This is a genomic window from Streptomyces sp. NPDC086554, from assembly GCF_040686095.1.
Lineage (GTDB): Bacteria > Actinomycetota > Actinomycetes > Streptomycetales > Streptomycetaceae > Streptomyces.
The window spans coordinates 12001-33174 of record NZ_JBFBJK010000019.1 but is presented as its reverse complement, the minus strand read 5'-3'; the positions used below and the strand labels follow the sequence as shown (position 1 = coordinate 33174).

General features: G+C 71.3%; 23 protein-coding genes and 1 pseudogene. 10 read left to right on the top strand and 14 right to left on the bottom strand.

Translation table 11 applies throughout. The features are described 5' to 3' along the window. Window positions 1-7: 7 nt before the first annotated feature. From AB0O76_RS28610 to AB0O76_RS28595, 4 genes are all read right to left on the bottom strand, one after another. Window positions 8-1132 carry an AAA family ATPase gene (locus tag AB0O76_RS28610; RefSeq protein WP_365496806.1) on the bottom strand — a complete coding sequence of 375 codons (1125 nt, stop codon included), beginning with the start codon at window positions 1130-1132 and terminating at the stop codon, window positions 8-10. An 84-nt stretch (window positions 1133-1216) separates the two neighbouring features. Next, window positions 1217-2677 (bottom strand): VWA domain-containing protein, encoded by a 1461-nt coding sequence (locus AB0O76_RS28605; RefSeq protein WP_365496804.1) that lies wholly within the window; start codon window positions 2675-2677, stop codon window positions 1217-1219. Then, on the bottom strand, window positions 2674-4092 hold the full coding sequence (locus AB0O76_RS28600) for a hypothetical protein (RefSeq protein ID WP_365496802.1): 1419 nt from the start codon (window positions 4090-4092) through the stop codon (window positions 2674-2676). The genes AB0O76_RS28605 and AB0O76_RS28600 overlap by 4 nt, the downstream gene beginning before the upstream one ends. Beyond that, on the bottom strand, window positions 4062-4565 hold the full coding sequence (locus AB0O76_RS28595; RefSeq protein ID WP_365496800.1) for a hypothetical protein: 504 nt from the start codon (window positions 4563-4565) through the stop codon (window positions 4062-4064). The genes AB0O76_RS28600 and AB0O76_RS28595 overlap by 31 nt, the downstream gene beginning before the upstream one ends. Window positions 4566-4735: 170 nt before the next feature. On the opposite strand from AB0O76_RS28595, the gene AB0O76_RS28590 reads away from it, so the two are divergent. After that, window positions 4736-5194: an Rrf2 family transcriptional regulator gene (locus tag AB0O76_RS28590; protein ID WP_266873596.1), complete on the top strand. Its 459-nt coding sequence runs from the start codon at window positions 4736-4738 to the stop codon at window positions 5192-5194. 109 nt (window positions 5195-5303) lie between these two features. On the opposite strand, the gene AB0O76_RS28585 is transcribed toward AB0O76_RS28590, so the two are convergent. The 3 genes from AB0O76_RS28585 to AB0O76_RS28575 form a co-directional block, all read right to left on the bottom strand. Then, window positions 5304-5780, bottom strand: a complete 477-nt coding sequence (locus tag AB0O76_RS28585; protein ID WP_365496798.1) for a carboxymuconolactone decarboxylase family protein — start codon at window positions 5778-5780, stop codon at window positions 5304-5306. A 96-nt stretch (window positions 5781-5876) separates the two neighbouring features. Then, window positions 5877-6317, bottom strand: coding sequence for a hypothetical protein (locus AB0O76_RS28580; RefSeq protein WP_365496796.1), 441 nt, complete (start codon window positions 6315-6317; stop codon window positions 5877-5879). 20 nt (window positions 6318-6337) lie between these two features. Beyond that, entirely contained in the window at window positions 6338-6559 is a 222-nt protein-coding gene (locus AB0O76_RS28575; RefSeq protein ID WP_365496794.1) for a hypothetical protein, read from the bottom strand. A gap of 206 nt (window positions 6560-6765) precedes the next feature. Here AB0O76_RS28575 and AB0O76_RS28570 point away from each other — a divergent pair, with 206 nt between their 5' ends. Continuing rightward, entirely contained in the window at window positions 6766-7971 is a 1206-nt protein-coding gene (locus AB0O76_RS28570; protein WP_365496792.1) for an acyl-CoA dehydrogenase family protein, read from the top strand. Here AB0O76_RS28570 and AB0O76_RS28565 read toward each other — a convergent pair. Further along, window positions 7965-8117, bottom strand: a complete 153-nt coding sequence (locus AB0O76_RS28565) for a hypothetical protein (protein ID WP_365496790.1) — start codon at window positions 8115-8117, stop codon at window positions 7965-7967. The genes AB0O76_RS28570 and AB0O76_RS28565 overlap by 7 nt on opposite strands. Before the next feature lie 17 nt (window positions 8118-8134). Continuing rightward, window positions 8135-9547: an aldehyde dehydrogenase family protein gene (locus tag AB0O76_RS28560; protein ID WP_365497106.1), complete on the bottom strand. Its 1413-nt coding sequence runs from the start codon at window positions 9545-9547 to the stop codon at window positions 8135-8137. Window positions 9548-9687: 140 nt separating this feature from the next. On the opposite strand from AB0O76_RS28560, the gene AB0O76_RS28555 reads away from it, so the two are divergent. Both AB0O76_RS28555 and AB0O76_RS28550 read left to right on the top strand, forming a co-directional pair. After that, window positions 9688-10278, top strand: a complete 591-nt coding sequence (locus tag AB0O76_RS28555; RefSeq protein ID WP_365496788.1) for a TetR/AcrR family transcriptional regulator — start codon at window positions 9688-9690, stop codon at window positions 10276-10278. Window positions 10279-10492: 214 nt separating this feature from the next. Continuing rightward, window positions 10493-11314, top strand: coding sequence for an endonuclease (locus AB0O76_RS28550; protein WP_365496786.1), 822 nt, complete (start codon window positions 10493-10495; stop codon window positions 11312-11314). 73 nt (window positions 11315-11387) lie between these two features. Here the strand turns inward: AB0O76_RS28550 and AB0O76_RS28545 are convergent, their stop codons facing one another. Together AB0O76_RS28545 and AB0O76_RS28540 are read right to left on the bottom strand one after the other, a co-directional pair. Next, window positions 11388-12365: an NAD(P)-dependent oxidoreductase gene (locus tag AB0O76_RS28545; RefSeq protein ID WP_365496784.1), complete on the bottom strand. Its 978-nt coding sequence runs from the start codon at window positions 12363-12365 to the stop codon at window positions 11388-11390. Continuing rightward, window positions 12362-13537, bottom strand: a complete 1176-nt coding sequence (locus AB0O76_RS28540; protein ID WP_365496782.1) for a lactate 2-monooxygenase — start codon at window positions 13535-13537, stop codon at window positions 12362-12364. Before AB0O76_RS28540 ends, AB0O76_RS28545 begins: the two co-directional genes overlap by 4 nt. A 115-nt stretch (window positions 13538-13652) precedes the next feature. On the opposite strand from AB0O76_RS28540, the gene AB0O76_RS28535 reads away from it, so the two are divergent. Both AB0O76_RS28535 and AB0O76_RS28530 read left to right on the top strand, forming a co-directional pair. Next, window positions 13653-14849: a helix-turn-helix domain-containing protein gene (locus tag AB0O76_RS28535; protein WP_365496780.1), complete on the top strand. Its 1197-nt coding sequence runs from the start codon at window positions 13653-13655 to the stop codon at window positions 14847-14849. Between the two features lie 247 nt (window positions 14850-15096). Continuing rightward, the gene (locus tag AB0O76_RS28530; RefSeq protein ID WP_365496778.1) at window positions 15097-15666 is read left to right on the top strand and encodes a hypothetical protein; all 570 of its coding nucleotides are present in this window, start codon (window positions 15097-15099) and stop codon (window positions 15664-15666) included. Window positions 15667-15713: 47 nt separating this feature from the next. Here AB0O76_RS28530 and AB0O76_RS28525 read toward each other — a convergent pair whose 3' ends face one another. Beyond that, window positions 15714-17675: a M13-type metalloendopeptidase gene (locus tag AB0O76_RS28525; protein WP_365496776.1), complete on the bottom strand. Its 1962-nt coding sequence runs from the start codon at window positions 17673-17675 to the stop codon at window positions 15714-15716. 169 nt (window positions 17676-17844) lie between these two features. Here AB0O76_RS28525 and AB0O76_RS28520 point away from each other — a divergent pair, with 169 nt between their 5' ends. The 3 genes and pseudogenes from AB0O76_RS28520 to AB0O76_RS28510 all read left to right on the top strand — a co-directional run. After that, on the top strand, window positions 17845-18987 hold the full coding sequence (locus AB0O76_RS28520) for a S1 family peptidase (RefSeq protein ID WP_365496774.1): 1143 nt from the start codon (window positions 17845-17847) through the stop codon (window positions 18985-18987). Between the two features lie 184 nt (window positions 18988-19171). Further along, window positions 19172-19360, top strand: coding sequence for a hypothetical protein (locus tag AB0O76_RS28515; protein ID WP_365496772.1), 189 nt, complete (start codon window positions 19172-19174; stop codon window positions 19358-19360). After that, window positions 19333-19584 (top strand): annotated as a pseudogene (locus AB0O76_RS28510) (DUF3048 domain-containing protein); the annotation flags it as partial. The gene AB0O76_RS28515 and the pseudogene AB0O76_RS28510, both read left to right, overlap by 28 nt. On the opposite strand, the gene AB0O76_RS28505 reads toward AB0O76_RS28510, so the two are convergent. Continuing rightward, on the bottom strand, window positions 19583-19846 hold the full coding sequence (locus tag AB0O76_RS28505) for a hypothetical protein (protein ID WP_365496770.1): 264 nt from the start codon (window positions 19844-19846) through the stop codon (window positions 19583-19585). The pseudogene AB0O76_RS28510 and the gene AB0O76_RS28505 sit on opposite strands and share 2 nt — an antisense overlap. On the opposite strand from AB0O76_RS28505, the gene AB0O76_RS28500 reads away from it, so the two are divergent. Continuing rightward, window positions 19830-20075 (top strand): DUF3048 C-terminal domain-containing protein, encoded by a 246-nt coding sequence (locus tag AB0O76_RS28500; RefSeq protein WP_365496768.1) that lies wholly within the window; start codon window positions 19830-19832, stop codon window positions 20073-20075. The genes AB0O76_RS28505 and AB0O76_RS28500 overlap by 17 nt on opposite strands. On the opposite strand, the gene AB0O76_RS28495 is transcribed toward AB0O76_RS28500, so the two are convergent. Next, a complete protein-coding gene (locus AB0O76_RS28495) occupies window positions 20072-20704 on the bottom strand; it encodes a LysE family transporter (RefSeq protein ID WP_365496766.1) in 633 nt (210 codons plus the stop codon). The genes AB0O76_RS28500 and AB0O76_RS28495 overlap by 4 nt on opposite strands. Between the last annotated feature and the right edge of the window lie 470 nt (window positions 20705-21174).

Sequence of the window (21174 nt, the reverse complement as noted above, 5' to 3'; positions counted from 1 at the left end):
GTGCTGCTCATGACAGGGTGGCGATCGCGTCGCGGCCGCCCTCCAGGAACTCCGGCCAGGAGCCGCCGACTTCCTTGCTCCGCGGCTCGACGACGCCGTGCAGATACTTGTTGAGGATGGCCAGGTCCTCGGGCTCGCGCCGGGCCAGCGACCCCACCAGCGAGGAGGCCAGCGTGTACGCGGTCAGAGCGCGCTCGCCGAAGAAGTTGCTGTGCAGGATGGCGTCCTCGAGCACGCCGATCTGTTCGGCGGTGGACAGGGCGGACTCCAGTTTCTCGTCGTCGCTGGCGGCCGCGGCCGACGAGGCGCGCAGGTCGGCGAAGCTCTGCAGCAGTACGTCGAGCAGCGTCGGCGGCACGTCAAGGTCGATCCGGTGGCGGCGCAGCAGTTCCTCGGTGCGGAAGCGGACGATCTCCGTCTCGCTCTTCTTGTTCGTCACGACCGGGATGCGGACGAAGTTGAAGCGGCGCTTGAGGGCCGACGACAGGTCGTTGACGCCGCGATCGCGGCTGTTGGCGGTGGCGATGATGGAGAAACCGGGCTTGGCGAAGACGATGTTGTCGCTGTCCGCGTCACTGCCCAGTTCCGGTACGGAGATGTACTTCTCGGACAGGATCGAGATCAGCGCGTCTTGTACGTCACTGGTGGAACGGGTCAGTTCCTCGAAGCGGCCTATGGTGCCGGTCTCCATCGCCGTCATGATCGGCGAGGGGATCATCGACTCCCGCGACTGGCCCTTGGCGATGACCATGGACACGTTCCAGGAGTACTTGATGTGGTCCTCGGTGGTGCCGGCCGTGCCCTGCACCACCTGCGTGGAGTTGCGGCTGATCGCCGCGGAGAGCAGCTCGGCCAGCCAGCTCTTGCCGGTGCCGGGGTCGCCGATGAGCAGCAGTCCGCGGTCGGAGGCCAGCGTGACGATGGAGCGCTCGACGAAGCTGCGGTCGCCGAACCACTTCTGCGAGATCTTCCGGTCCAGGCCGTCGGAGCGCTCGGAGCCCAGGACGAACAGGCGGACCATCTTCGGGGACAGCCGCCAGGAGAAGGGCTTGGGGTTGTCGTCGACGGACTCGAGCCAGTCCAGCTCCTCGGCGTACTTGAGCTCGGCAGGGGCGCGCAACACATCGGACATGGCAGGGCCTTCCTCGAAAAGTGTTCAGGTGACGGGGGAGAGCTTTTGGAGCCTGGAGCGTCAGGCGAGAGGTCAGGTGAGACGTCAGGCGAGAAACGTCTTGAGCTCGTGGACGAGCTTCTTTATGTGGCCGGAGAGCACCGGCGCACCGAGGTCCTTGAAGCGCTGGCGGAACCACGGGTTGACGCTGCCGCGCCCTGAGCTGGTCACCGAGCCGACGGGAATGAACTTGGCGCCCGAGCGGTGGATGGCCGCCATCGACTCGAACAGCGGCTCGCTCCGCCACTCGTAGAAGTCGGAGATCCACACGACGACGGTGTTGCGGGGCTCGGCGATCTTCGGCTGCGCGAGGGCCATGGCGACCGTGCCGTCGGTGCCGCCGCCGAGCTGGGTGCGAAGGAGCGTCTCGAAGGGGTCGTGCACCCAGGGCGTGAGGTCGAGCGCCTGGGTGTCGTACGCGATGAGGTGCACGTCCACCTTGGGCAGCCCGGCGAAGATCGACGCCAGGATCGTGCAGTTCACCATCGAGTCGACCATCGAGCCCGACTGGTCCACGACGACGATCAGCCGCTGGGGCGTCGTCTTGCGGGCCGTGTGCCGGTAGTAGAGGCGGTCGACGTACAGCCGCTCCTCCTCCGGGCTCCAGTTGGTGAGGTTCTTCCAGATGGTGCGGTCGAGGTCGAGGTTGCGGAACACCCGCTTGGGCGGCACGGAGCGGTCCAGGGTGCCTGCCGTGGCCTTCTCCACCTGAGTGCGAAGAACTTCGGCGACCTCGTCCACGAAGCGGCGGATCAGCGCCTTGGCGTTGGCCAGGGCCACACCCGAGAGGTTGTCCTTGTCCCGCAGCAGCTGCTCGATGAGCGACATGCTCGGGGTCAGCTGCGAGGCGAGCCTGGGGTCGGCGAGGACCTCACGCAGATGCATGCGCTTGACCAAGTCGGCCTCGATGGAGCCCAGTTCGGGACCGATCGCCGGGATGAGCCTGCTGAGGTCGGGGGTCGTGCCGCTGCCGCCGGTGCCGGTCGGGCTGACACCCTGTCCCCCGCCGCCGGTGGCCGCTCCTGCGCCCGTGCCTCCTCCGCCGGCCCGGCCGCCGCGCAGATCGCCGGGCTTGCAGCCGAGCGCGCGCTCCAGCCAGCCCGCGTCGGACTGCCAGCGCGCCAGCTGCCCGGCGGTGACCGTGCCGGATCCGGTGGCGAACACATTGAGCAGCGTCTTCGACACCAGGGCGGCGCGCCGCACCTCGGCGGCCCGGTCGCGGGCACCGTCGGCGGAGTCGGAGTCGGGGCCGGGTGCCATCAACCCGTCGAACTCGGCGGCCAGTTCCGGATGGCGCTGCACGATGGAGTCGACGGAGGCCCCCGGGTCCAGGAGCGCCGACGGCAGTCCGATGTCCTCGACGACGGCGAGACTCGCCGACTCCAGCGTGGGCTGCTCCTCGGGGTCGAAGAGACGGGCGAGGAGCCGCCAGTACAGGACCTGCCGACGGTTGTCATGAGGGTCGGCCTCAGGAGTGGGCGGCTGCCCGGTCGCGTGATCCGTCATTTCCGCAGCAGCCTTCCCGCGCGCTCCCGCAGCACGGCCACCGCGTCGGTGGCGGCCTTCTCGGCCTTGACGCCGGCCTTGTCCGTCGTGCCGCCTGCCCATCCCCCGGCGTGGATCGCCACGGCCTTCTTCCGTACGGTCGTCTCCACGGCCAGCGGCTGCAGGCGGTACGCCCCGGCGTCCCAGCGGAGCAGTCCGATGCACGCGCCGGACGTGGCGACGGCCTTGGGAGTGAGCGGTCCCGCGGCCGGAATGCGGTCGGTGTCGACGGCCAGGGGATGTCCGGCCACGGTGAACGTCAGCGCCTCGTCGTCCTCCTGTGCCGCGTACCCCTCAAGGAACACCGGGACGGCGATGCGCGCCGGATGCCGGTCCAGGGGTGCGGTGGGCGCGTCCGTGGCGGTGGGCAGGGCCACGCGGGCGGTGGCGAAGGCGTCCGCGGGCTCGCCCGCGCGGGCGTGCTCGTCGCTCCAGATCAGGTCGCCGTCGGCGGTGACCGGCATGTCGGTGAGGTCCATCGAGCGGCCGTCGCCGAGCGCGGCGAGGAGCGACAGGTGCGGGCGGAGCAGCTGCCAGAGACCGGCTCCGACGACCGTGTCGGGCTTCGGCGCCGACGCACTGGCCCGCACCAGGCGGGGCGTACCACAGTCGGCGGGCTCGAACACCGCGTGGACCTGGGCCTGTACGGCAGTCGCGTGTTCCTGCACGTCGACGCCGAGGGGCAGCAGGCGGCCGGTGGCCGTGCCGGTCGCCGGGGCATCGGCCGCTCCGGGCAGGGTGAGGAGCATCGCGCGCGACCAGAGGTCGGCCCAACGGCGTACCGGAACGCGTTCCAGGGTCACGCCCGGGCAGGACGCGGCGAGTTCGGCGGCGAAGCCGTCCAGGATGGTGGCCGGGCGGCGCAGGGCCGGGTCCGGGAGCATCGCGGAGACGATCTGCGCCGCGCCGGAGACCAGCTCGTGGTCGATGCCCTGCCACCCGGCGCGCGCCAGGTCGGCGAGCCAGGAGCGGGCGGCGGCAAGGACGTTCGCCGCTTCCTGCCCGCCGGGCGCCGACGCGGTCTGCTCGCCGCGGGGGCGTCCTGTCGACTCCTCGACGCGGGTGAGCAGGGCGTCGTGGACGGAGCCGAGCAGTGCGGTGCGGGCTGCGGCCAGTGCGACGAAGTGGTCCTCGCTCGCGGCGCCGGCCGCCGCCTTTTCGGCGGCCTCGGCGACCCGGGCGGACAGCGGCGTTCCCGCGACGGCGTGGGCGAGCTGCGTCAGACCGGCGGCCTGGGCGGGCTGCGGACGGAGCAGACCGGTGACGAGTGCCTGGTCGAAGGCGTCGACGGCCGTGAGGGCCTCGTCGAGCCCGTCGATGGTCTCGGCGAGCAGATCGGCGCGCATCAGGCCACCGCCCGGGTCGGCAGGAACCACTGCATCTCGGGCAACGGCGCGGTGCTCGGGGCGAGTTCCAGGTACGCGAGGTGGCGCAGGAAGCGGCTGAAGACGGGCGCGGCGGCCGTGGTGTCCCCCTGCGCCGGGCGCGTGCCGCTCATCTCGTAGGTGAGGGAGTGCGCGCTCGGCTCTCCGTCGGCGACCTCCACCTTCAGATAGCGGGCGACGCGCTCGGCGCCGTACTGCAGCACCGCCTCGCCGACGAGCGCCCGGATGTGGTTGCAGAACGAGCCGCGCGCGCCCCCGCAGGGCCGGTTGTTGTTGGTGCTGCACGCGAACGCGTACGTCCCGGCCGCGATCGACGAGACGTAGACACGGCCGATGTCCGAGCCGCTGGACACCACGCCCTGCAGGCGTCCGTCGGCCAGTTCGACGAACGGGACCTTGGCGAGTTTCCTCGGCCGCGCGGGTGCTGTCACCCGCGCCGTGCTCGACCTCTCCCAAACTGACACCACACCAACTCCTCCACGCCAAAGGGACGTCCGCGCCGGATCGGCGGGACACGAATGAACTTACTGGCGACCACTGACAACGCTGATCGCGGACGTCGGGCACCTGGCGATCACGCCCGCGTGACCAGGGGCGATGCGTTCCGTTCGGGGCGGTGCACCATAATGCGGCCATGCGGATCTCAGCCAGGGCGGACTACGCGGTACGTGCCGCGCTGCAACTCGCCGCGTGCCAGGACGACGGGCCCTTGAAGGCCGAGGCCATCGCCGACGCCCAGGAGATCCCGCACAAGTTCCTCGAGGGCATCCTCAACGACATGCGCCGCGGAGGGCTCGTTCTCAGCCAGCGCGGCGGCAACGGCGGCTACCGCCTGGCGCGGCCCGCCGATTCCATCAGCATCGCGGATGTGATCCGTGTCGTGGAGGGGCCGCTGGTGTCGGTGCGCGGTGTCCGGCCGCCGGAGCTGGCCTACAGCGGGCCCGCCGAGTCGCTCCTTCCGCTGTGGATCGCGCTGCGGGCCAATGTCCGCCAGATCCTCGAGGGCGTCTCGCTGGCCGACGTCGCGGCGGCCGAACTCCCGGCCCAGGTGACGGCGCTCGCCGAGGACCCGGCGGCTTGGACGAACCCGTAGTCCGACGGTGGACGCCCCCCGGGAATCAGCACAACGCCCCGGGCCCGGGTGAACGGGCGCCCAGGGCGTGTGCTGCTGCTCGTCTGCTCGTCTGCTCGTCTGCTCCTCGTTACACGGACCGTCCGGCCCGGTAATCGCCGCCCCGCTGCCGGGTGATGACGCCCAGTCGGTTGGCGGCGTTGATGAGGGCGATGGTCGACACCAGTGCGCCGAGCTGTTCCTCGTCGTAGTGCTTGGCGGCATTCGCCCAGGCCTCGTCGGTTACCCCGCCCGCGGTGTCGGCGATACAGGAGCCCTGCTCCGTCAGCTCCAGGGCGGCACGCTCGGCGTCGGTGAACACCGTGGCCTCACGCCAGACCGCGACCAGGTTGAGGCGCGTCGCGCTCTCCCCCGCATGCGCGGCGTCCTTGCCGTGCATGTCGGTGCAGTAGGCGCAGCCGTTGATCTGGCTTGCGCGCAACTTCACCAGTTCCTGGGTCACTGCCGGCAGCGTCGACTCCATCATGATCACCTTGCTCGCCGATGCGATGTGCCCCAAGGACTTGGCTACGAGCGGGGTGCCGAAGAGGTTCAAGCGGGCTTCCATGGTGACTCCTTGGCCGTTGGTGGCGGTTACACCTCCTACACGAGGCGGCCCGGCGGGAATCGACATGGCCGAATGTGGTGCGCGCCACTGTGCCGGTCAGGCCAGGGCGGGCGCGGTCAGGTCGAGGGTCAGACAGTTTCGCCAGTCGTTGGTGAAGACGGCGGTCGCCCCTTCGTGGTACACGCCCACGAACGGGTTGGAGAGGAACATGACGGCGACCCATCGCAAGGAGCGGTCGGCGTCGAGGCGGGCGAGGTAGCCGATGTTGCCCATTCCGCTGCCCCCGCCGGATATCCATCCCGCTCCGTCCGGCAGCGGGCTCTCGAAGTTGGGGCACACCTCGGTGCAGCCCTCCTCCGCGACGGCCAGGGCCACGTCGACGGGCCCACCCAGGCAGAAGGGGATCGGCTGCCCGGCGTCCGGGTGATAGGCCCCCGGACCGTCCACGTACAGTTCAAGGCCGGTGTCGTCCGGCCGGTAGAGGCCGTCACGGAACGGCATCTCCCCTGCCGCCCACAGCCGTTCGATCAGTCCCACGATCCGATCCCACGCCTCCGCTAGCGCCGGTTGCGCGGATGATTGCGCGCCGTACGTTCATTGCCGTGCTTGTACGCACCCGTCCAACGGGCCATCACCAGTTGGGCATCGCCCGACTCGACCTCGGCGAGGAACTTCTCGGCACGCGCACCGCGCAGCGTGCCGGCCGCGCGGCCGTGATGGGTGATCGTCACGCTGCCGTCGGGACGCTGCTCATAGGCGAATCCGGAGGGTCTTGGCATGGTCGGATGCTAGGCAACCGGGCCGCGGTTCCGTAACCGAATTTCGGCGGGTCCCGACGTGGCGCGAAGGCAGGCACGCGCCCCCGCCGTCCCAGAAATCGAGACGGACCGGTCCACAGCTTGAACACCCCCTTGCCGCAGCGGGAGTTCAGAACCACTATTCCTATCAATCAGGTAGGGAAACTAGGAATCTGTGAGGCGTCCCCGTGACAACGCTGATCCCCTCCGCCTCGCCGCGCGTCGTCCGGGAACTCGCCGACGACCTCGCCGTCGACGCGGACCTGCGCGACCGGGCGGGCAAGCCTCCGTTCGACGAGGTCGCCCGGCTGCGCGAGGCGGGACTGCCCGCGCTCCTGACGCCGCCCGGCCCGGACGGCCCGGGCGGCCGCGGCGTCGACTGGCGGACGGCGTGTACAGCGGTCAGGGACATCGCGGCGGCGGACAGCTCCATCGCCGAACTCCTCGCGCACCACCACGCCCTGTCGTGGAGTCCGCGGCTCTTCGGCACGGCCGAGGACGCCCCCACCCTCGAACTGCGCGCCGTACATGAACAGTGGCTCTGGGGCGGTGACATCGACCTGCCGGACGCGCAGACGAGCACCGGCCTCGCGCTCACCCCGGCCGCCGACGGGTACGTACTCAACGGCCGGCGGCCCTTGACCGCGGGCGTCGCCGTCGCGGACCGGCTCGTCCACACGGCGCGGCGCACGGACAGCGGCACTTGGGTGGTCGTCCATGTGGACCCGGCCCACCCCGGGGTGTCCGTCGAGCCCGCTCACGATCTGCTCGGCCAGCGCCTGAGCGGGGCGGGCGGCGTCAGCTACGACGACGTACCGGTGGCGGCGCACCAGGTGCTCGGCGGCGTTCCGGTGGACGAGCACGAGATCTCACCATTCACCGCGCTCGCGCCGCTGGCCCGCCGCCTGCTGCTCGTGCACGTCGGCCTGGGCAACGCGGAGGGCGCCCTGGCCGAGGCGCGGGACATCAGCCGCGCCCTGCCGCGCGCCCGCCCCTTGGCGGATGCCGACAGCGGCGCGCACTACGGGACACCGCCCGCCGACCCCTATCTCCTCCTTGCCTACGGGGAGTTGGCGACGTCCGTCCACAGTGCGGGCGCGGTGGTGGACCGGGCGGCCGACGCCCTGGCGCACGGTCTCGCGGAGGGCCCCGCGCTCGGTGCGGACGAGCGGGCCGACATCGCGTTCCTCGTCGGCGCGGCCGAAGCGGTCACCGCCGATTCCGCCCTGCACATCACGACCCGCGTCCTCGAACTCACCGCCGACGCCCCGACCCTGGCGACCGACCCCGGCCTCGACCGCTTCTGGCGCAACGCCCGCGCCCTGACCGCGCACGGCTCCGCGGCGCACCGGCTCCGCGACATCGGGGAGCACTACCTCAACGGACTTCAGTAGGCGGCGTGGTCGGCCACCGCGACGCGGAGGAAGTAGCCGCCCGCCCTGACGCCCCTGCCGCTGTCGGGGCCGAGCCCTTCTCCTCTCCCACCCCGGGAACGGTCCGACGCACGGGCCGCCTTCCAGGACTCCGCCTCCGTGGGCATGGGCTTCCTGCCGCCGCTCACAGGAAGCGGCGGATCAGCCGCTCCTTCGCAGCCGTGAAGGGCGGGTAGACGGCCCGTACGGTGTCGGGAAGCAGCGGCTTGTCGAGGACGGCCTTGGTGTGGCTGAACGTCTCGATCGAGTACTGACCGTGGTAGCTCCCCATGCCGCTCTCACCCACGCCGCCGAACGGCAGTCCCGGCAGGGTGAGATGGGCGTTGGGGAGTCCGAAGCCGACCGCCCCCGAGGATGTCTCGGCAAGCACTCGTCGCCGGGTCCCGCGGTGGGGCGTGAAGGCGTAGACGGCGAGCGGCTTGGCGCGGGCGTTCACGAAAGCGATGGCCGAGTCCAGGTCGGGCACCGGAAGGACCGGCAGGACGGGGCCGAAGATCTCGTCGTCCATCACGGCGGCGGACGGGTCGACGTCGGCGAGCACGGTGGGGGCGAGGTAGCGCGACGCGCGGTCGTGTGTGCCGCCGGTGACCACGCGGCCGTCGCCGAGCAGGGCGGTGAGCCGGTCGAAGTGGCGTTCGTTGACGATGCGGCCGTAGTCGGGGCTGCGGGCGGGGTCCGTGCCGTACATCGAGGTGATGGCGTCGGCGATGCGGTCCGCCAAGGGGCCCGCCGTGCCGCCGATGGCGAGGACGTAGTCGGGGGCGGTGCAACTCTGCCCGGCGTTGAGGAACTTGCCCCAGGCGATCCGGCGCGCGGCGGCGGCCAGATCGGTGCCCGGCTCGACAACGACCGGGCATTTGCCGCCCAGTTCGAGGGTGACCGGGGTGAGATGGCGGGCGGCGGCCGTCATGACGATCCGGCCGACCGTGCCGTTGCCCGTGTAGAGGATGTGGTCGAAGCGCTGCTCCAGAAGCCGGGTGGTGCGCTCGACGCCGCCCTCGACGACCGCCACCGCGTCCGCGTCGAGGTAGCGGGGCAGGAGCCGGGCCAGCGCGGCGGAGGTCGCGGGGGCCAGTTCGCTCGGCTTGAGCACGGCGCAGTTGCCCGCGGCCAGGGCCCCGACCATCGGCGCGAGGCCGACCATCACCGGGTAGTTCCACGGGCTGATGACCAGGACCACGCCGAGCGGTTCGCGCACCGTCCGGGCGCGGGCCGGGAGCATCAGCGCCGGTACGGATACGCGGCGAGGGCGCAGCCAGCGTTCCAGGCGGCGCAGCGTGTGATCGATCTCGTTGACGACGACGCCGAGCTCCGAAGTGTGCGTCTCCACCGGGCTCTTGCCGAGGTCTGCGGCGAGCGCCTCGGTGAGCGCGAGGGCCTGTTCGGTCAACAGTGCGCGCAGTGCGTGCAGTTGGCGGCGTCGCCAGGCCGTCGGCCGCGTCCGGCCGGTGTCGAAGGTCGCGCGCAACCGGGCGACCGTCCCGGCGATGTCCTCGGCCCCGTCGACCTCCGTCGAGACGGACTCGGCCGCACCCAACTCCTGTGCCCCGTCAGCGAGTAGTTCCTGCCCCACGGCGTCCCCTCCTCGAAAATGCAACGGTGCGTTGCGTTTGGCTGACCGTAGCCGTCCAACCATCCATATGCAACGCACCGTTGTGTTGCATTAGGCTTCGGGGCATGACGACGAATCACCGCCCGCGGCCCGCCACGGGCGGTGGGCCGCGCCGCAAGCAGCAGATCTTCGACGCCACCCTGCGAGCCCTTGCCCGCGACGGCTTCGCGTCCATGACGATCGAGGGCATCGCCGAGGAGTCCGGCGTCAACAAGACGACGATCTACCGCTGGTGGCCCTCCAAGTCGACGCTCCTCGGCGCGGCCCTGATCGATGCGCCGCTCCTGGAACTGCCGACGCCCGACACGGGGGATCTGCGCGGGGACCTGGAGCAGCTGGTCGAGCACCTCATCAAGTTGCTGACCGGAGAGCCCTCGGGATCCGTCGCACGGGCCGTACTGGGCGCCGCACTTGGCGACGCGGGACTGGCGACGTACATCAGGGACTTCTTCGCCGACCGCCTCGCCCGCGAGCAGGCGGTGGTGGATCGCGCCGTCGAACGGGGTGAACTACCGCCCGGCACCGACACGATGCTCCTCATGGACCTGCTCGCGGGCGCGGTCTGGCTGCGCGCGGTCTTCCGCCGCCTGCCGCTGGACGAGGACTTCGCCCGCCGGACCGTCGCCGCCGTGCTCGACGGCGTACGCACCCCCTGACGACGTACGCGCTCCCTGACCACGTACGCATTCGCGTTCCCTGGGTCGCTTGTCCCGTCCATGACATCGTCACACACTCGACGCACAACGTTCATACAGTGATGCACTCGCCCGTGCCACTCTCCCGTTGACCCACTTGTCAACTCGCGTAGATCGCGGCTCCTGTTGGAGGGATCCGCGGTCCGCCCGAGCCTCCGGGAGAGGACACCCCCACATGCCCGTCCCTCATATACGTCGCTGGAAACCCCTCGCGATGACGGCCGCCGCGCTGCTCGTCGGGATCACCGTCCCGGCCGCCGCCGACGCCACGACCCCGGCCCCCACGCCGGCCGCCGCACCCGTCGGCGCCTATGACGACACGTACTACCAGGACGCGCTCGGCAAGACCGGGCCCGAGCTGAAGAGCGCCCTGCACACCATCATCAGCGACCAGACCAAGCTGTCGTACGACCAGGTCTGGGACGCGCTCAAGGTCACCGACGAGGATCCGGCCAACAGCAGCAACGTGATCCTCCTCTACGCCGGCCGCTCGCAGAGCAAGGGCAGCAACGGCGGCGACCCGGACCAGTGGAACCGCGAGCACGTGTGGGCCAAGTCCCACGGCGACTTCGGCACCGCGACAGGACCGGGCACCGACATCCACCACCTGCGCCCCGAGGACGTGTCGGTCAACAGCACGCGCGGCAACAAGGACTTCGACAACGGCGGCAGCGCGGTCGGCGAGGCGCCCGGCAACTTCACGGACTCCGACTCCTTCGAGCCCCGTGACGCCGTCAAGGGCGACGTGGCCCGCATGATCCTCTACATGGCCGTGCGCTACGACGGCGAGGACGGCTTCGCCGACCTCGAGCCCAATGACAAGGTCGACAACGGCAGCGCGCCCGCGATCGGGCGGCTCTCCGTGCTCAAGCAGTGGAGCGACGAGGACCCGCCGGACGCGTTCGAGAAGAACCGCAACAACGTCATCTTCGACCAGTTCCAGCACAACCGGAACCCGTTCATCGACCACCCCGAGTGGGTCGGAGCGATCTGGTGATCCTTGCCGATGGGGGGCGGCGGCTGGTGCCCGGCTCCCGGAGCGCCACCCCCACCCAGCGGCTGACGTAGCGTCAGGAGACCATGTCGGCCAGTGGCTTGCCCTCCAGGTGCCCGGCCACGTTCTGGATCGCGGCGAGGCCGATGCGGACCAGCGTCTCGCGGGTGACGCCCGCGACATGCGGGGAGAGCACCACGTTCGGCGCCTTGAGCAGCCGCAGCGCGGCGGTGGGCGGCTCCGGGTCGAAGACGTCGATGCCCGCCCCGGCCAGCGCACCGGCCGTGAGCGCGTCGGCGAGGGCGTCCTGGTCGATGAGCGCGCCGCGGGCCGTGTTGACGACGAAGGCCGTCGGCTTCAGCAGGGCGAGGCGATCGGCGTTCAGGAGATGACGCGTCCCGTCGTTCAGCGGGGCGTGCAGGGTGACGTAGTCGGACGTACGCAGCAGTTCGTCGAGCTCGACGTGGCGGGCGCCGCCGAGACGGGCCTCCGTCTCGGCGCCGACCGAGCTCGGACCCGCGTACACGATGGACATGTCGAACACGACCGCGCGGCGGGCGACTTCCTCACCGATGTGGCCGAGTCCCACGATGCCCAGCGTCTTGCCGGACAGCTCCGTGATGGACTGCTGCAGCCGGGGCAGCGCCCAGTCGGCCTCGGTCAGCGCGGTGTGCGCCGGGATCAGCTGCTTGGCGAGGGCCAGCATGAGGGCGAAGGTCTGCTCGGCGACGTTCTGCTTCTCGGCGCCGCTCGATCCGATCGAGCAGACGGCGATCGAGCGGGCGCGGGCCGCGTCCAGATCGACGTAGTCGAAGCCGTGGCTCGCGCACTGGATGACCTCGAGGCCGGGCGCCGCCGCGATGTGCTCGGCGGTGACGGGCGCGAGGCCCGTGACGATGATGTGTGCCTCGCGCAGCGCCGCGGGGTCCTCGTCGGCCGCCTCGACGACGGTGACGTGGGCCGACGCGGGCAGCAGCCCGGCGAGCGCGCCACCGGCGGCGCGGCCGCCGACGTGCGGCGAAACGATGGCCAGGACGTTCTTCACGGCGGTCACGGGGTCTCCTCGATCAGGTCGTCGGGGGTGAGGGACGCGGGCCCGGCGTGCCCGGAAAGGGCCAGCGTGAGGTCGAGTTCGGCGAGCAGACAGCGGATCACGTGGTCGACCCCCGCCTGGCCGTCGAGGCCGAGGCCGTAGGCGTACGGCCGTCCCACGAGCACCGAATCGGCGCCAAGCGCGAGCGCCTTGAAGATGTCGTCGCCGGTGCGGATCCCGCTGTCGAACAGCACGGTGAGCCGGTCGCCGACCGCCTCCGCCACGCGCGGCAGCGCGTCGGCCGCGGCGACGGAGCCCGCGACCTGACGGCCGCCGTGGTTGGAGACCACCACGCCGTCCATGCCCGCGTCGACGGCGCGGCGCGCGTCGTCCGGGTGCAGGATGCCCTTCAGGACGATCGGCCCGTCCCAGTTCTCCCGCAGGAACTCCAGGTCCGGCCAGGTCTTCGCGGGGTCCGAGAACATGCCGACGAAGTGCATCACGGCCGCGTTCGGGTCCTCTTGCACCGGCTTGGCGAGGCCCGCCTGGAACGCCGGGTCGCTGAAGTAGTTGGCGGTGCCCACTCCGTGCAGGAAGGGCAGATACGCCTGGTCGAGGTCGCGCGGCCGCCAGGCGAGCAGCGGGGTGTCGAGCGTGACGAACAGCGCGGTGAACCCGGCGGCCTTCGCCCGGTCCAGGAAGCTCTTGGTCACGTCCCGGTCCTTGGCCCAGTACAGCTGGAACCACCGCCGCGCGTCGCCCATCTCCTTGGCGACCTGCTCCATCGGCGTGCTGGACGCCGAGGACAGGATGTACGGCACACCGCGGGCCGCGGCCGCGCGGGCGGCGGCGGACTCGCCCTCCGGGTGCAGGATCGACAGGACGCCGACGGGCGCGAGGGCGAGCGGGGCGGGGAGTTGATGCCCGAGCACCTCCACCGACAGATCGCGTTCGTGTACGTCGCGGAGCATGCGCGGCACGATCCGGCGCCGCTCGAGCGCCTCGCGGTTGGCGCGGGCGGTGCTGCCGTTGCCCGCGCTGCCCGCGACATAGCCGACGGGGCCGGGGCCGAGCCGCTGCTCGGTCAGTTCCTCCAGGCGGGTCAGGTCGGTGGGCAGGCGGGGTACGGCTCCGGTCATGCCGTTGAGATAGATCTCGTACTGGAAGTCCGCCCAGTGCGGCGAAGGCGTCATGTGGTGGGTCCCGTCCGGTGTCCGTGAGACTGCACTGTCTACCCGTCGATCCTTGCCACAGTGACAAGCGCCGTCCATGGCCGTACGCACCTTTTTCCGATGGGACCATCACCCTGTGACAAACAAGCGCGAACGCGTCCGGCAGGAGCTCCTGGCCGACACCCGGCTCGTCGAGGCCGTCGTCGACGCGGTGCACGAACAGGTTCCGGCGTACACGGCCCTCGACGGCAGCCGGTTTCCCGAGGTGCGTGCCATCGCGGCCTGGGCGAACGACCGGCTGCTCGACCACTGGGTGACGGGCGGCGCGATCGACGCGGCCGATCTGCGGCGCTTCCGGGGGATCGCGGCGGCACGGGCGGCGGACGGCCGCCCCTTGCAGGCCGTGCTGCGCGCCTACCGGGTCGCGGCGGCGGTGCTCGCCGACGAGGTGGCGGCCCGTGCCCCGCAGCTGTCCGCGAAGGACGCCTTCGCCCTCACCCGGCTGCTGCTCACCGCCATGGACACCCTGTCCGAGGAGATGACCGCGGCGTACGCGGACACCAGTCAACGCCTCACGGGCGACCGCGACCGGGCGCTGCAGTTGCTGCTCGACGACCTCATCGCAGGCCGCCACGCCTCGCTCGGCGCGCTGACGGACCGGGCGTCGCGCCTGGGCATCCAACTCCCGGAGCGCTACTGCCTGTTGGTGGCCGAACCGGCGGACACCACACCCCAGGACGGCGGCGCCACCGACCTCTCCCTGCACACATCGACGGCCCTGCTGACGGCCCTCGACACCGACCGGGCCCGGGAGACAGCACTGGCGACGACCCACGGCTCGCGCGCCGTCCTCCTCCTGCCGACCTCGGCAGCCGACGCCGTGCCCGGCGTCCTGCGAGGACACGGCTGGCGCGGCTGCGTCATCTCGGGAGAGAGCCTGGACCGCGTCGCGGTCGCCCACCGCCTCGCCGCCGGCGCCCTGGACTCCGCTCCCCCGCACGCACACCACCCCGACCGCGTCCTGACCGACGCCGACGCCCACGTCCTCGCACTCCTGGCCGGGCACCCCGTGACGAGCCCCGACCGCATCGGCCGCATCGTCCTCGGCCCCTTGACCGACCGCGCCCAGCGCCACCTCCTGGAAGCGCTCACCGCGTACATCGACACCGGATCCGCCAACGCCGCCGCCCGCGAACTCCACCTCCACCCCCAGTCCGTCCGCTACCGCCTGCGCCGCGTCCACGACATCACGGCCCGCGACCCCCGCGATCCGTGGCAGCGCCTCACCCTGGACATCGCCCGCACGATCGCCCTCGGCGGCCGAAACGGATAGGGCCTCAGCCCGCAGGATCTTGTCCTCGGCATGGGCGGCCGCGACATGATCCGCCGGGTCCCGTCGCGGACCGTACGCGAGGCCGCTCCGCCAGGAACATTCGTCCAAGACCATCGCTCCGACCTCGACGACAGTTGGTGGTGCGCGCCGCGGCCACACCGCTTGTCGGCGCACCGCAAGAGACTTGAGCCGTACGACGTCCGGGAGGCAGCCCCCAGTGGATAGCGAGGTCGCAGACGGCTGGGAGATGGCCGTACCTGCCGGCGGTGCACGCATCGCGGGCGTCCAAGTGGCGGCGTTCCGGGACCGTTCGGGGATCGGCCTCGACATGCGGGCACTGCCGCAGCCGGTCGTGACCGTCGTGCTCGGGTTCGCGGACGACATGCTGACGGTCGACGGCACCACCGGCCGGCAGACGCTCGGAGGCCTGGTCGCCGCCCCGTTCCCGGGGCCCACCCGCATTCGCGGTGAGCGGGTGGAGTGCGTCGAGCTGCATCTGTCACCGGTGGTCGCGTCCGGCCTTCTCGGCGTCGCGCCGTCCGAGCTGAACGGGGCGGTGGCCGACGTGGACGACCTGTGGGGACGCCAAGCGCGGCTGATGCGGGAGCAGTTGGCGGCCGCCACGACGTGGCCACAGCGCTTCGCGCTGGTGGACGCGTTTCTGGCCCGACGCCGCGGTGGCGTCGTCCAGCGGCTCGAAGAGTCCGCCGAGCGGCCCGCCGCCGAAGCCGAGCTCGGTGACCTCCACGGTGCCGCGTCCGAGCCGATTCGACTTCAGCTTCAACTCCACGGTGCCTCCGGTGCCTTGAACGGGTGACGGCCGCGGCAAGCCTGCCGCGGCCGTCACCCTGGTTCAACCGGATTTCACCAGATGCGTACGCGCTCCGCGTGGTCCAGCCAGAGCCCGTCGCCGTCCGTCGTCCCGAACGCCTCGTGGAACTCGTCGAGGTTGCGGACGATGTTGGCCCGGAACTCCGGCGGCGAGTGCGGGTCGATCGTGAGGTACTGCTGCTCCTGCTCCTTGCGGCGCTTGGTGCGCCAGCAGTAGGCCCAGTTCATGAAGAGCCGCTGGGAGCCTGTCGTGCCGTCGCTCTCGGGCATCGGGCCGCCGTCGAGCGCGATCTTGTACGCCGTGTGGCCGATGGTCAGGCCGCCCAGGTCGCCGATGTTCTCGCCGACCGTCAGGGAGCCGTTGACGAACTCGCCGGGCAGGTTGCGGGGCGAGAAGCCGTCGTACTGCTTGACCAGTGCCTTCGACTTCGCCTCGAAGGCGGTCTTGTCGTCGGCGGTCCACCAGTCGTTGAGGTTGCCCGCGCCGTCGTACTGCGCGCCCTGGTCGTCGAAGCCGTGGCCGATCTCGTGGCCGATGACCGAGCCGATGCCGCCGTAGTTCTCGGCGGGGTCGGCGTCGGGCGAGAAGAACGGCTTCTGCAGGATGCCCGCGGGGAAGCAGATCTCGTTGGTGCCCGGGTTGTAGTACGCGTTGACCGTCTGCGGCAGCATGAACCACTCGTCGCGGTCGACCGGCGCGCCGATCTTGGCGAGCTGCCGGTCGGACTCGAAGGCGGCCGCCGCGTGCGCGTTGCCGAGCAGGTCGTCGGTGGAGACCTCGAGCGCCGAGTAGTCGCGGAAGGTGTCCGGGTAGCCGATCTTGGGGCGGAACGTGGCGAGCTTCTCGTACGCGCGCTCCTTCGTCTCGTCCGTCATCCAGTCAAGGCGGGCGATCGACTGGCGGTAGGCCTCAAGGAGGTTGGCGACGAGGTCGTCCATCATCGCCTTGGAGGACGGCGGGAAGTGCCGTGCCACGTACTCCTTGCCGACGGCCTCGCCGATGGAGCCCTCGACGAAGGCGACGGCCCGCTTCCACCGGGCGCGCAGCTCGGGTGTGCCGTTGAGGGTGCGGCCGTAGAACTCGAAATTGTTCTGGACGAAGTCGTCCGTGAGGTACGGCGCGCTGCTGCCGAGCACTCGGGTCAGCACCCAGTCCCGCCACTGCTCGATCGGCACCTCGTCGAGGACCGCCGACAGGTGACGGAAGTAGGACGGCTGGCGGACGCACGTCTCGGCGATGGTGGCGTCCGTGCCACCGAGCCCCTCGACATAGGCGCGCCAGTCGAAGTGCGGCGCCAGGGTGATCAGTTCGTGCAGCGTGAGGAGGTTGTACGTCTTCTGCACGTCCCGCGTCTCGGCCCGCTCCCAGTGGCCTGCGGCAAGGCGGGTCTCCAGCGCGAGGACCGTCTGCGCGGCCTCGGCGGGCGAGGCGTGCCGCCCGAGCGTGAGCAGCTCGGTGAGGTGGGCGACGTACTTCTCGCGGATGTCGGCGAACTTGTCGTCGCGGTAGTACGACTCGTCGGGCAGGCCGAGGCCGCCCTGGAGGATGTTGAAGAGGTAGCGGTCGGAGTCGCGGTCGTCCGTGTCGATGTACGAGCCGAAGAGGCCGGAGCCGCCGACGCGCTCGAAGCGGCCGAGGAACGCCGCGAGCTCCCGGGTGTCCCGTAGGCCCGCGACCTCGTCGATCAGGGGCTGCACCGGGGCGAGCCCGCGGGCGGCAATGGCTTCCTCGTCCATGAAGGAGGCGTACAGCGTGGCGATCTTGTGGGCGTCCTCGGAGCCGGCCCCGTCCGACGCGGCGGACGCCAGCTCCTGGATGATCACCTTCACTTGTTCCTCGGCCGTGTCGACCAGCTGCACGAAGGGGCCCCAGCTGGAGCGATCATCGGGGATCGGCTCGTTCTCCAGCCAGTGACCGTTGACATGGCCGAACAGGTCGTCCTGCGGCCGGATCTCAGGGTTCATGCCCGCGCGGGCGTCATCCAGCATGCTCATTCGGGCACCCTACGCGGACGACCCGCCCCAGCACGATCGCCTTCCGCGACGTGAGTTGGTATGGACATGACCGCCGAGCCCCTCCTACACTCCGCCTGAACTCATCGTGAGAGCGCTCTCATCACCCTGTTCCTCCCCCACCCCGTTGGAACGACAGAAGGGCACCACCATGAGACGCAGAACCGCGGCCCGCGCCGCCCTCTCCTCCTTACTCCTCATCGGCTCCTGGGCGAGCATCGCGCTCGCACCCGCAGCCGACGCCGCACCCGAGCCCGCCGCCCCCGCGTCGGCAGGCATGCTCACCGCCCTGCGGGACGACCTCGGCGTCACACCGGGCCAGGCGCGCGAGCGCCTCGCCGACGAGAAGGCCGCCATCGCCGTCGACCGCGCGGCCCGGCGCACCGCCGGATCGACGTACGGCGGTTCCTGGTACGACGCCGACACCGGCAAGCTGACCGTCGCGACGACCAGCACCCGGAAGGCCTCCGCCCTGCGCGACACCGGCGCGGCCGTCCGCCTCGTCCGCCACAGCGCGACGGAGCTGGACGCCGCCAAGGAACGGATCGACAAGCTGGCCGCGCCTTCCGGGGTCAGCAGCTGGCATGTCGCGCCCCGCAGCAACAAGGTCGTCGTGAACGTCGTCGCTGCTCAAAAGGACGACAACGATGTCCGACGCTTCGTCGAACGGGCCCGGCGGGCAGGCCCGGTCCAGGTCGAGACGGTCGGCGCCGCCCCCACCACCTTCGCCGCCGGAACCGTGGGCGGAGACCCGTACTACACGGGCAACGTCCGCTGCTCGATCGGCTTCTCGGTGCACGGCGGCTTCGTCACCGCGGGCCACTGCGGCCAGGCCGGGGCCGGGGTGCGCGGCTGGGACGGCTCCGACATCGGCAGCTTCCAGGGCTCGTCCTTCCCCGGTGACGACTACGCGTACGTCAGTGTCGGCAACGGCTGGTGGACCGTCCCCGTGGTGCTCGGATGGGGCACCGTCCCCGACCAGTTGGTGCGCGGTTCCGCCGAAGCCCCGGTGGGGGCGTCGATCTGCCGCTCCGGTTCCACCACGCACTGGCACTGCGGCACCGTCCTGGCCAAGAACGAGACCGTCAACTACAGCCAGGGCGCCGTCCACCAGATGACCAAGACCAGCGTCTGCGCCGAACCGGGCGACTCCGGCGGCTCGTTCATCAGCGGCGACCAGGCCCAGGGCGTCACATCGGGCGGCTGGGGCAACTGCGGCGGCGGGGGCGAGACCTGGCACCAGCCGGTCAACGAGATCCTCTCGCGGTACGGCCTTACCCTGCACACGGCCTGACGGCGAGGGACCGCGCCGGGCCCGCGGGAGGGTCCGGCGCGTACACCCCCTCGGTGAGTCCTGACGGCTGGACGGCCCCGACCGGGTTCACCGCGGCCGCCCCGGAGGAAGGACTGCGGCTGCGACATCCACGTACGTACGACAGGTCCGCGGCCCCCGGTTCACGGACGGACGGAGAACCGCGATGACAGCACCGTCGGCCGGGATCCGGCGCCGCACTCGCATCGGCACGAGACTCCTCGCCATGGTCGCCGTGGGCGTGCTCACCCTGGGCGCCGCGCACGAGAGCGCCTCGGCCGACGACAAGGCCCGCCGCGCGACCGGTCACCGTTCACCGGCCTTGCGGCGCGTCAGGGCCCGGTGCTCGCGGTGAAGTTCGACAACGCGCGGATGGCACGGCCGCACACCGGTCTCGCGCAGGCGGACATCGTCTACGTGGAGAAGGTCCGGGGCGGCAAGAGCCGGCTGATGGGCGTGTACTCCAGCCGCCTGCCCAAGGCCATCGGTCCGGTGCGCAGCGCCCGGGAGTCCGACGTCGAGCTGCTGCGGCAGTTCGGTCGCCCGGCGCTCGCCTACTCGGGGGTGCGCAGCTCGCTCAGCGGAAGGTGTGGCTCGCCGAGGTGTACCGGACGGTGCGCGCCTGTGCGGGGGAGCCGCCGGCCGGAGCCGGGCCGAACCGGAAGCCGATGTCGGTGGGGCGGTCGGCGTTGGGGGCCGAGCGGAGTACCGACTTGGGGCGTACGAAGAGGTTGTGCGGTGCGGGGCGGTGGGCGCTGCGGAAGTAGGCACTCGGGAGGCGGCCGTGCGGGCGGACGTACAACGGTGACTCCCGGAGCATCGTTTTGAAGACGATCGTCATCCAGTACGTGGACATGCCGCCGTCGCGCTACAAGGACGTCAACGGCGCGGTGACCCCGCACATCAGGACGGTGGGCAGCGGCCGGGCCATGGTGCTGCGCAACGGCAAGGCGTACAGCACCCGTTGGAAGCGTTCCAAGGCCACCGGCGGTACGTCCTTCACGCGCCCCGACGGCTCCCGGATGCCGTTCGCCCGCGGCCAGGTCTGGATGGTGTACGCGGACCGCTAACCGCTCATGAGCAGGTGGACGGCGAGCGCGCCGGTCACGGCACTGGCCGCGAGCGCCGTCCACAGCCTCCCCCGGCCGCCGGTCAACGCCCGTCCGAGCAGCGCCCCGCCGCCCGCGAGCAGCAGCTGCCAGCTCGCGGACGCGACGAAGGCGGCCAGGACGAACGCGGCCTGCGTCGGCCGGTCGGGGGCGGTGTCGGTCCCGCTGCCGAGGACGAGCGCAGCGAAGTAGACGACGGTGATGGGGTTCAGGAGGGTGATCCCGACCAGGCTCAGATAGGCCCGCGCGGGCCCGATGGCGGCCGGGGCGGCCCCGTCCGCCGACCGCCGTCGGGCCCGGTGCTGCCGAATCGCCTTCGCGCCGCCCTGAACCGCGAGCGCGATGAGCACCACGGCCGAGGCCCAGCGGAGCGGATCCATGATCGGTTCGAGTACGCGGGTGAGCGAGGTCCCCCCGATCATGGCGACCAGCGCGTAGAGACCGTCGGCGGTAGCTATCCCCAACGCGGCGCAGGCACCGGTGCGCAGGGACGTCCGCGCGGTGAGCGCCACGAGATAGGTCCCGACCGCCCCGACCGGCATGGCGATGCCATACCCGGCGAGGGCACCCGCGACCAGGGCCTCGATCACAGGCGCGCGAGCTCGGGCCTCCACGGACAGCCGGGCTGCTGCTGTACGCGCACCGGGCGGGCGGCGGCGGACAGCGGCAGGGCGGCGGTTCTCGCGATCGTGGTCATGCGCGGATTCTGGGGAACGTGCGAGGGAGGGGGCAACTCCTTTTCGGTCACGGGGGGGGGCGTGGCGCGGGGCCCCGGGCGTCCGCGCCAGCCGGGAACGGCGGGCCTCTTGAGGGCAGACGGAGCCGATCCTGCGGGACAAGACCCGAGACGGCGCGCATGCGCACCGACCTGGATGCGGGCACCCCGGTCGACCGACGACCGGGCTAGTCACCTCCGGACGGACAACTCCCCCCCTTTCAGGCAGCACCGGGGGCGTGGCACGGGGGCGCCCCGGGCGTCCGCGGCAGCCGGGAACGGTGGGCCACTTGAGGGCAAGCGGAGTCGATCCTGCGGGACAAGACCCGAGACGGTGCGCATGCG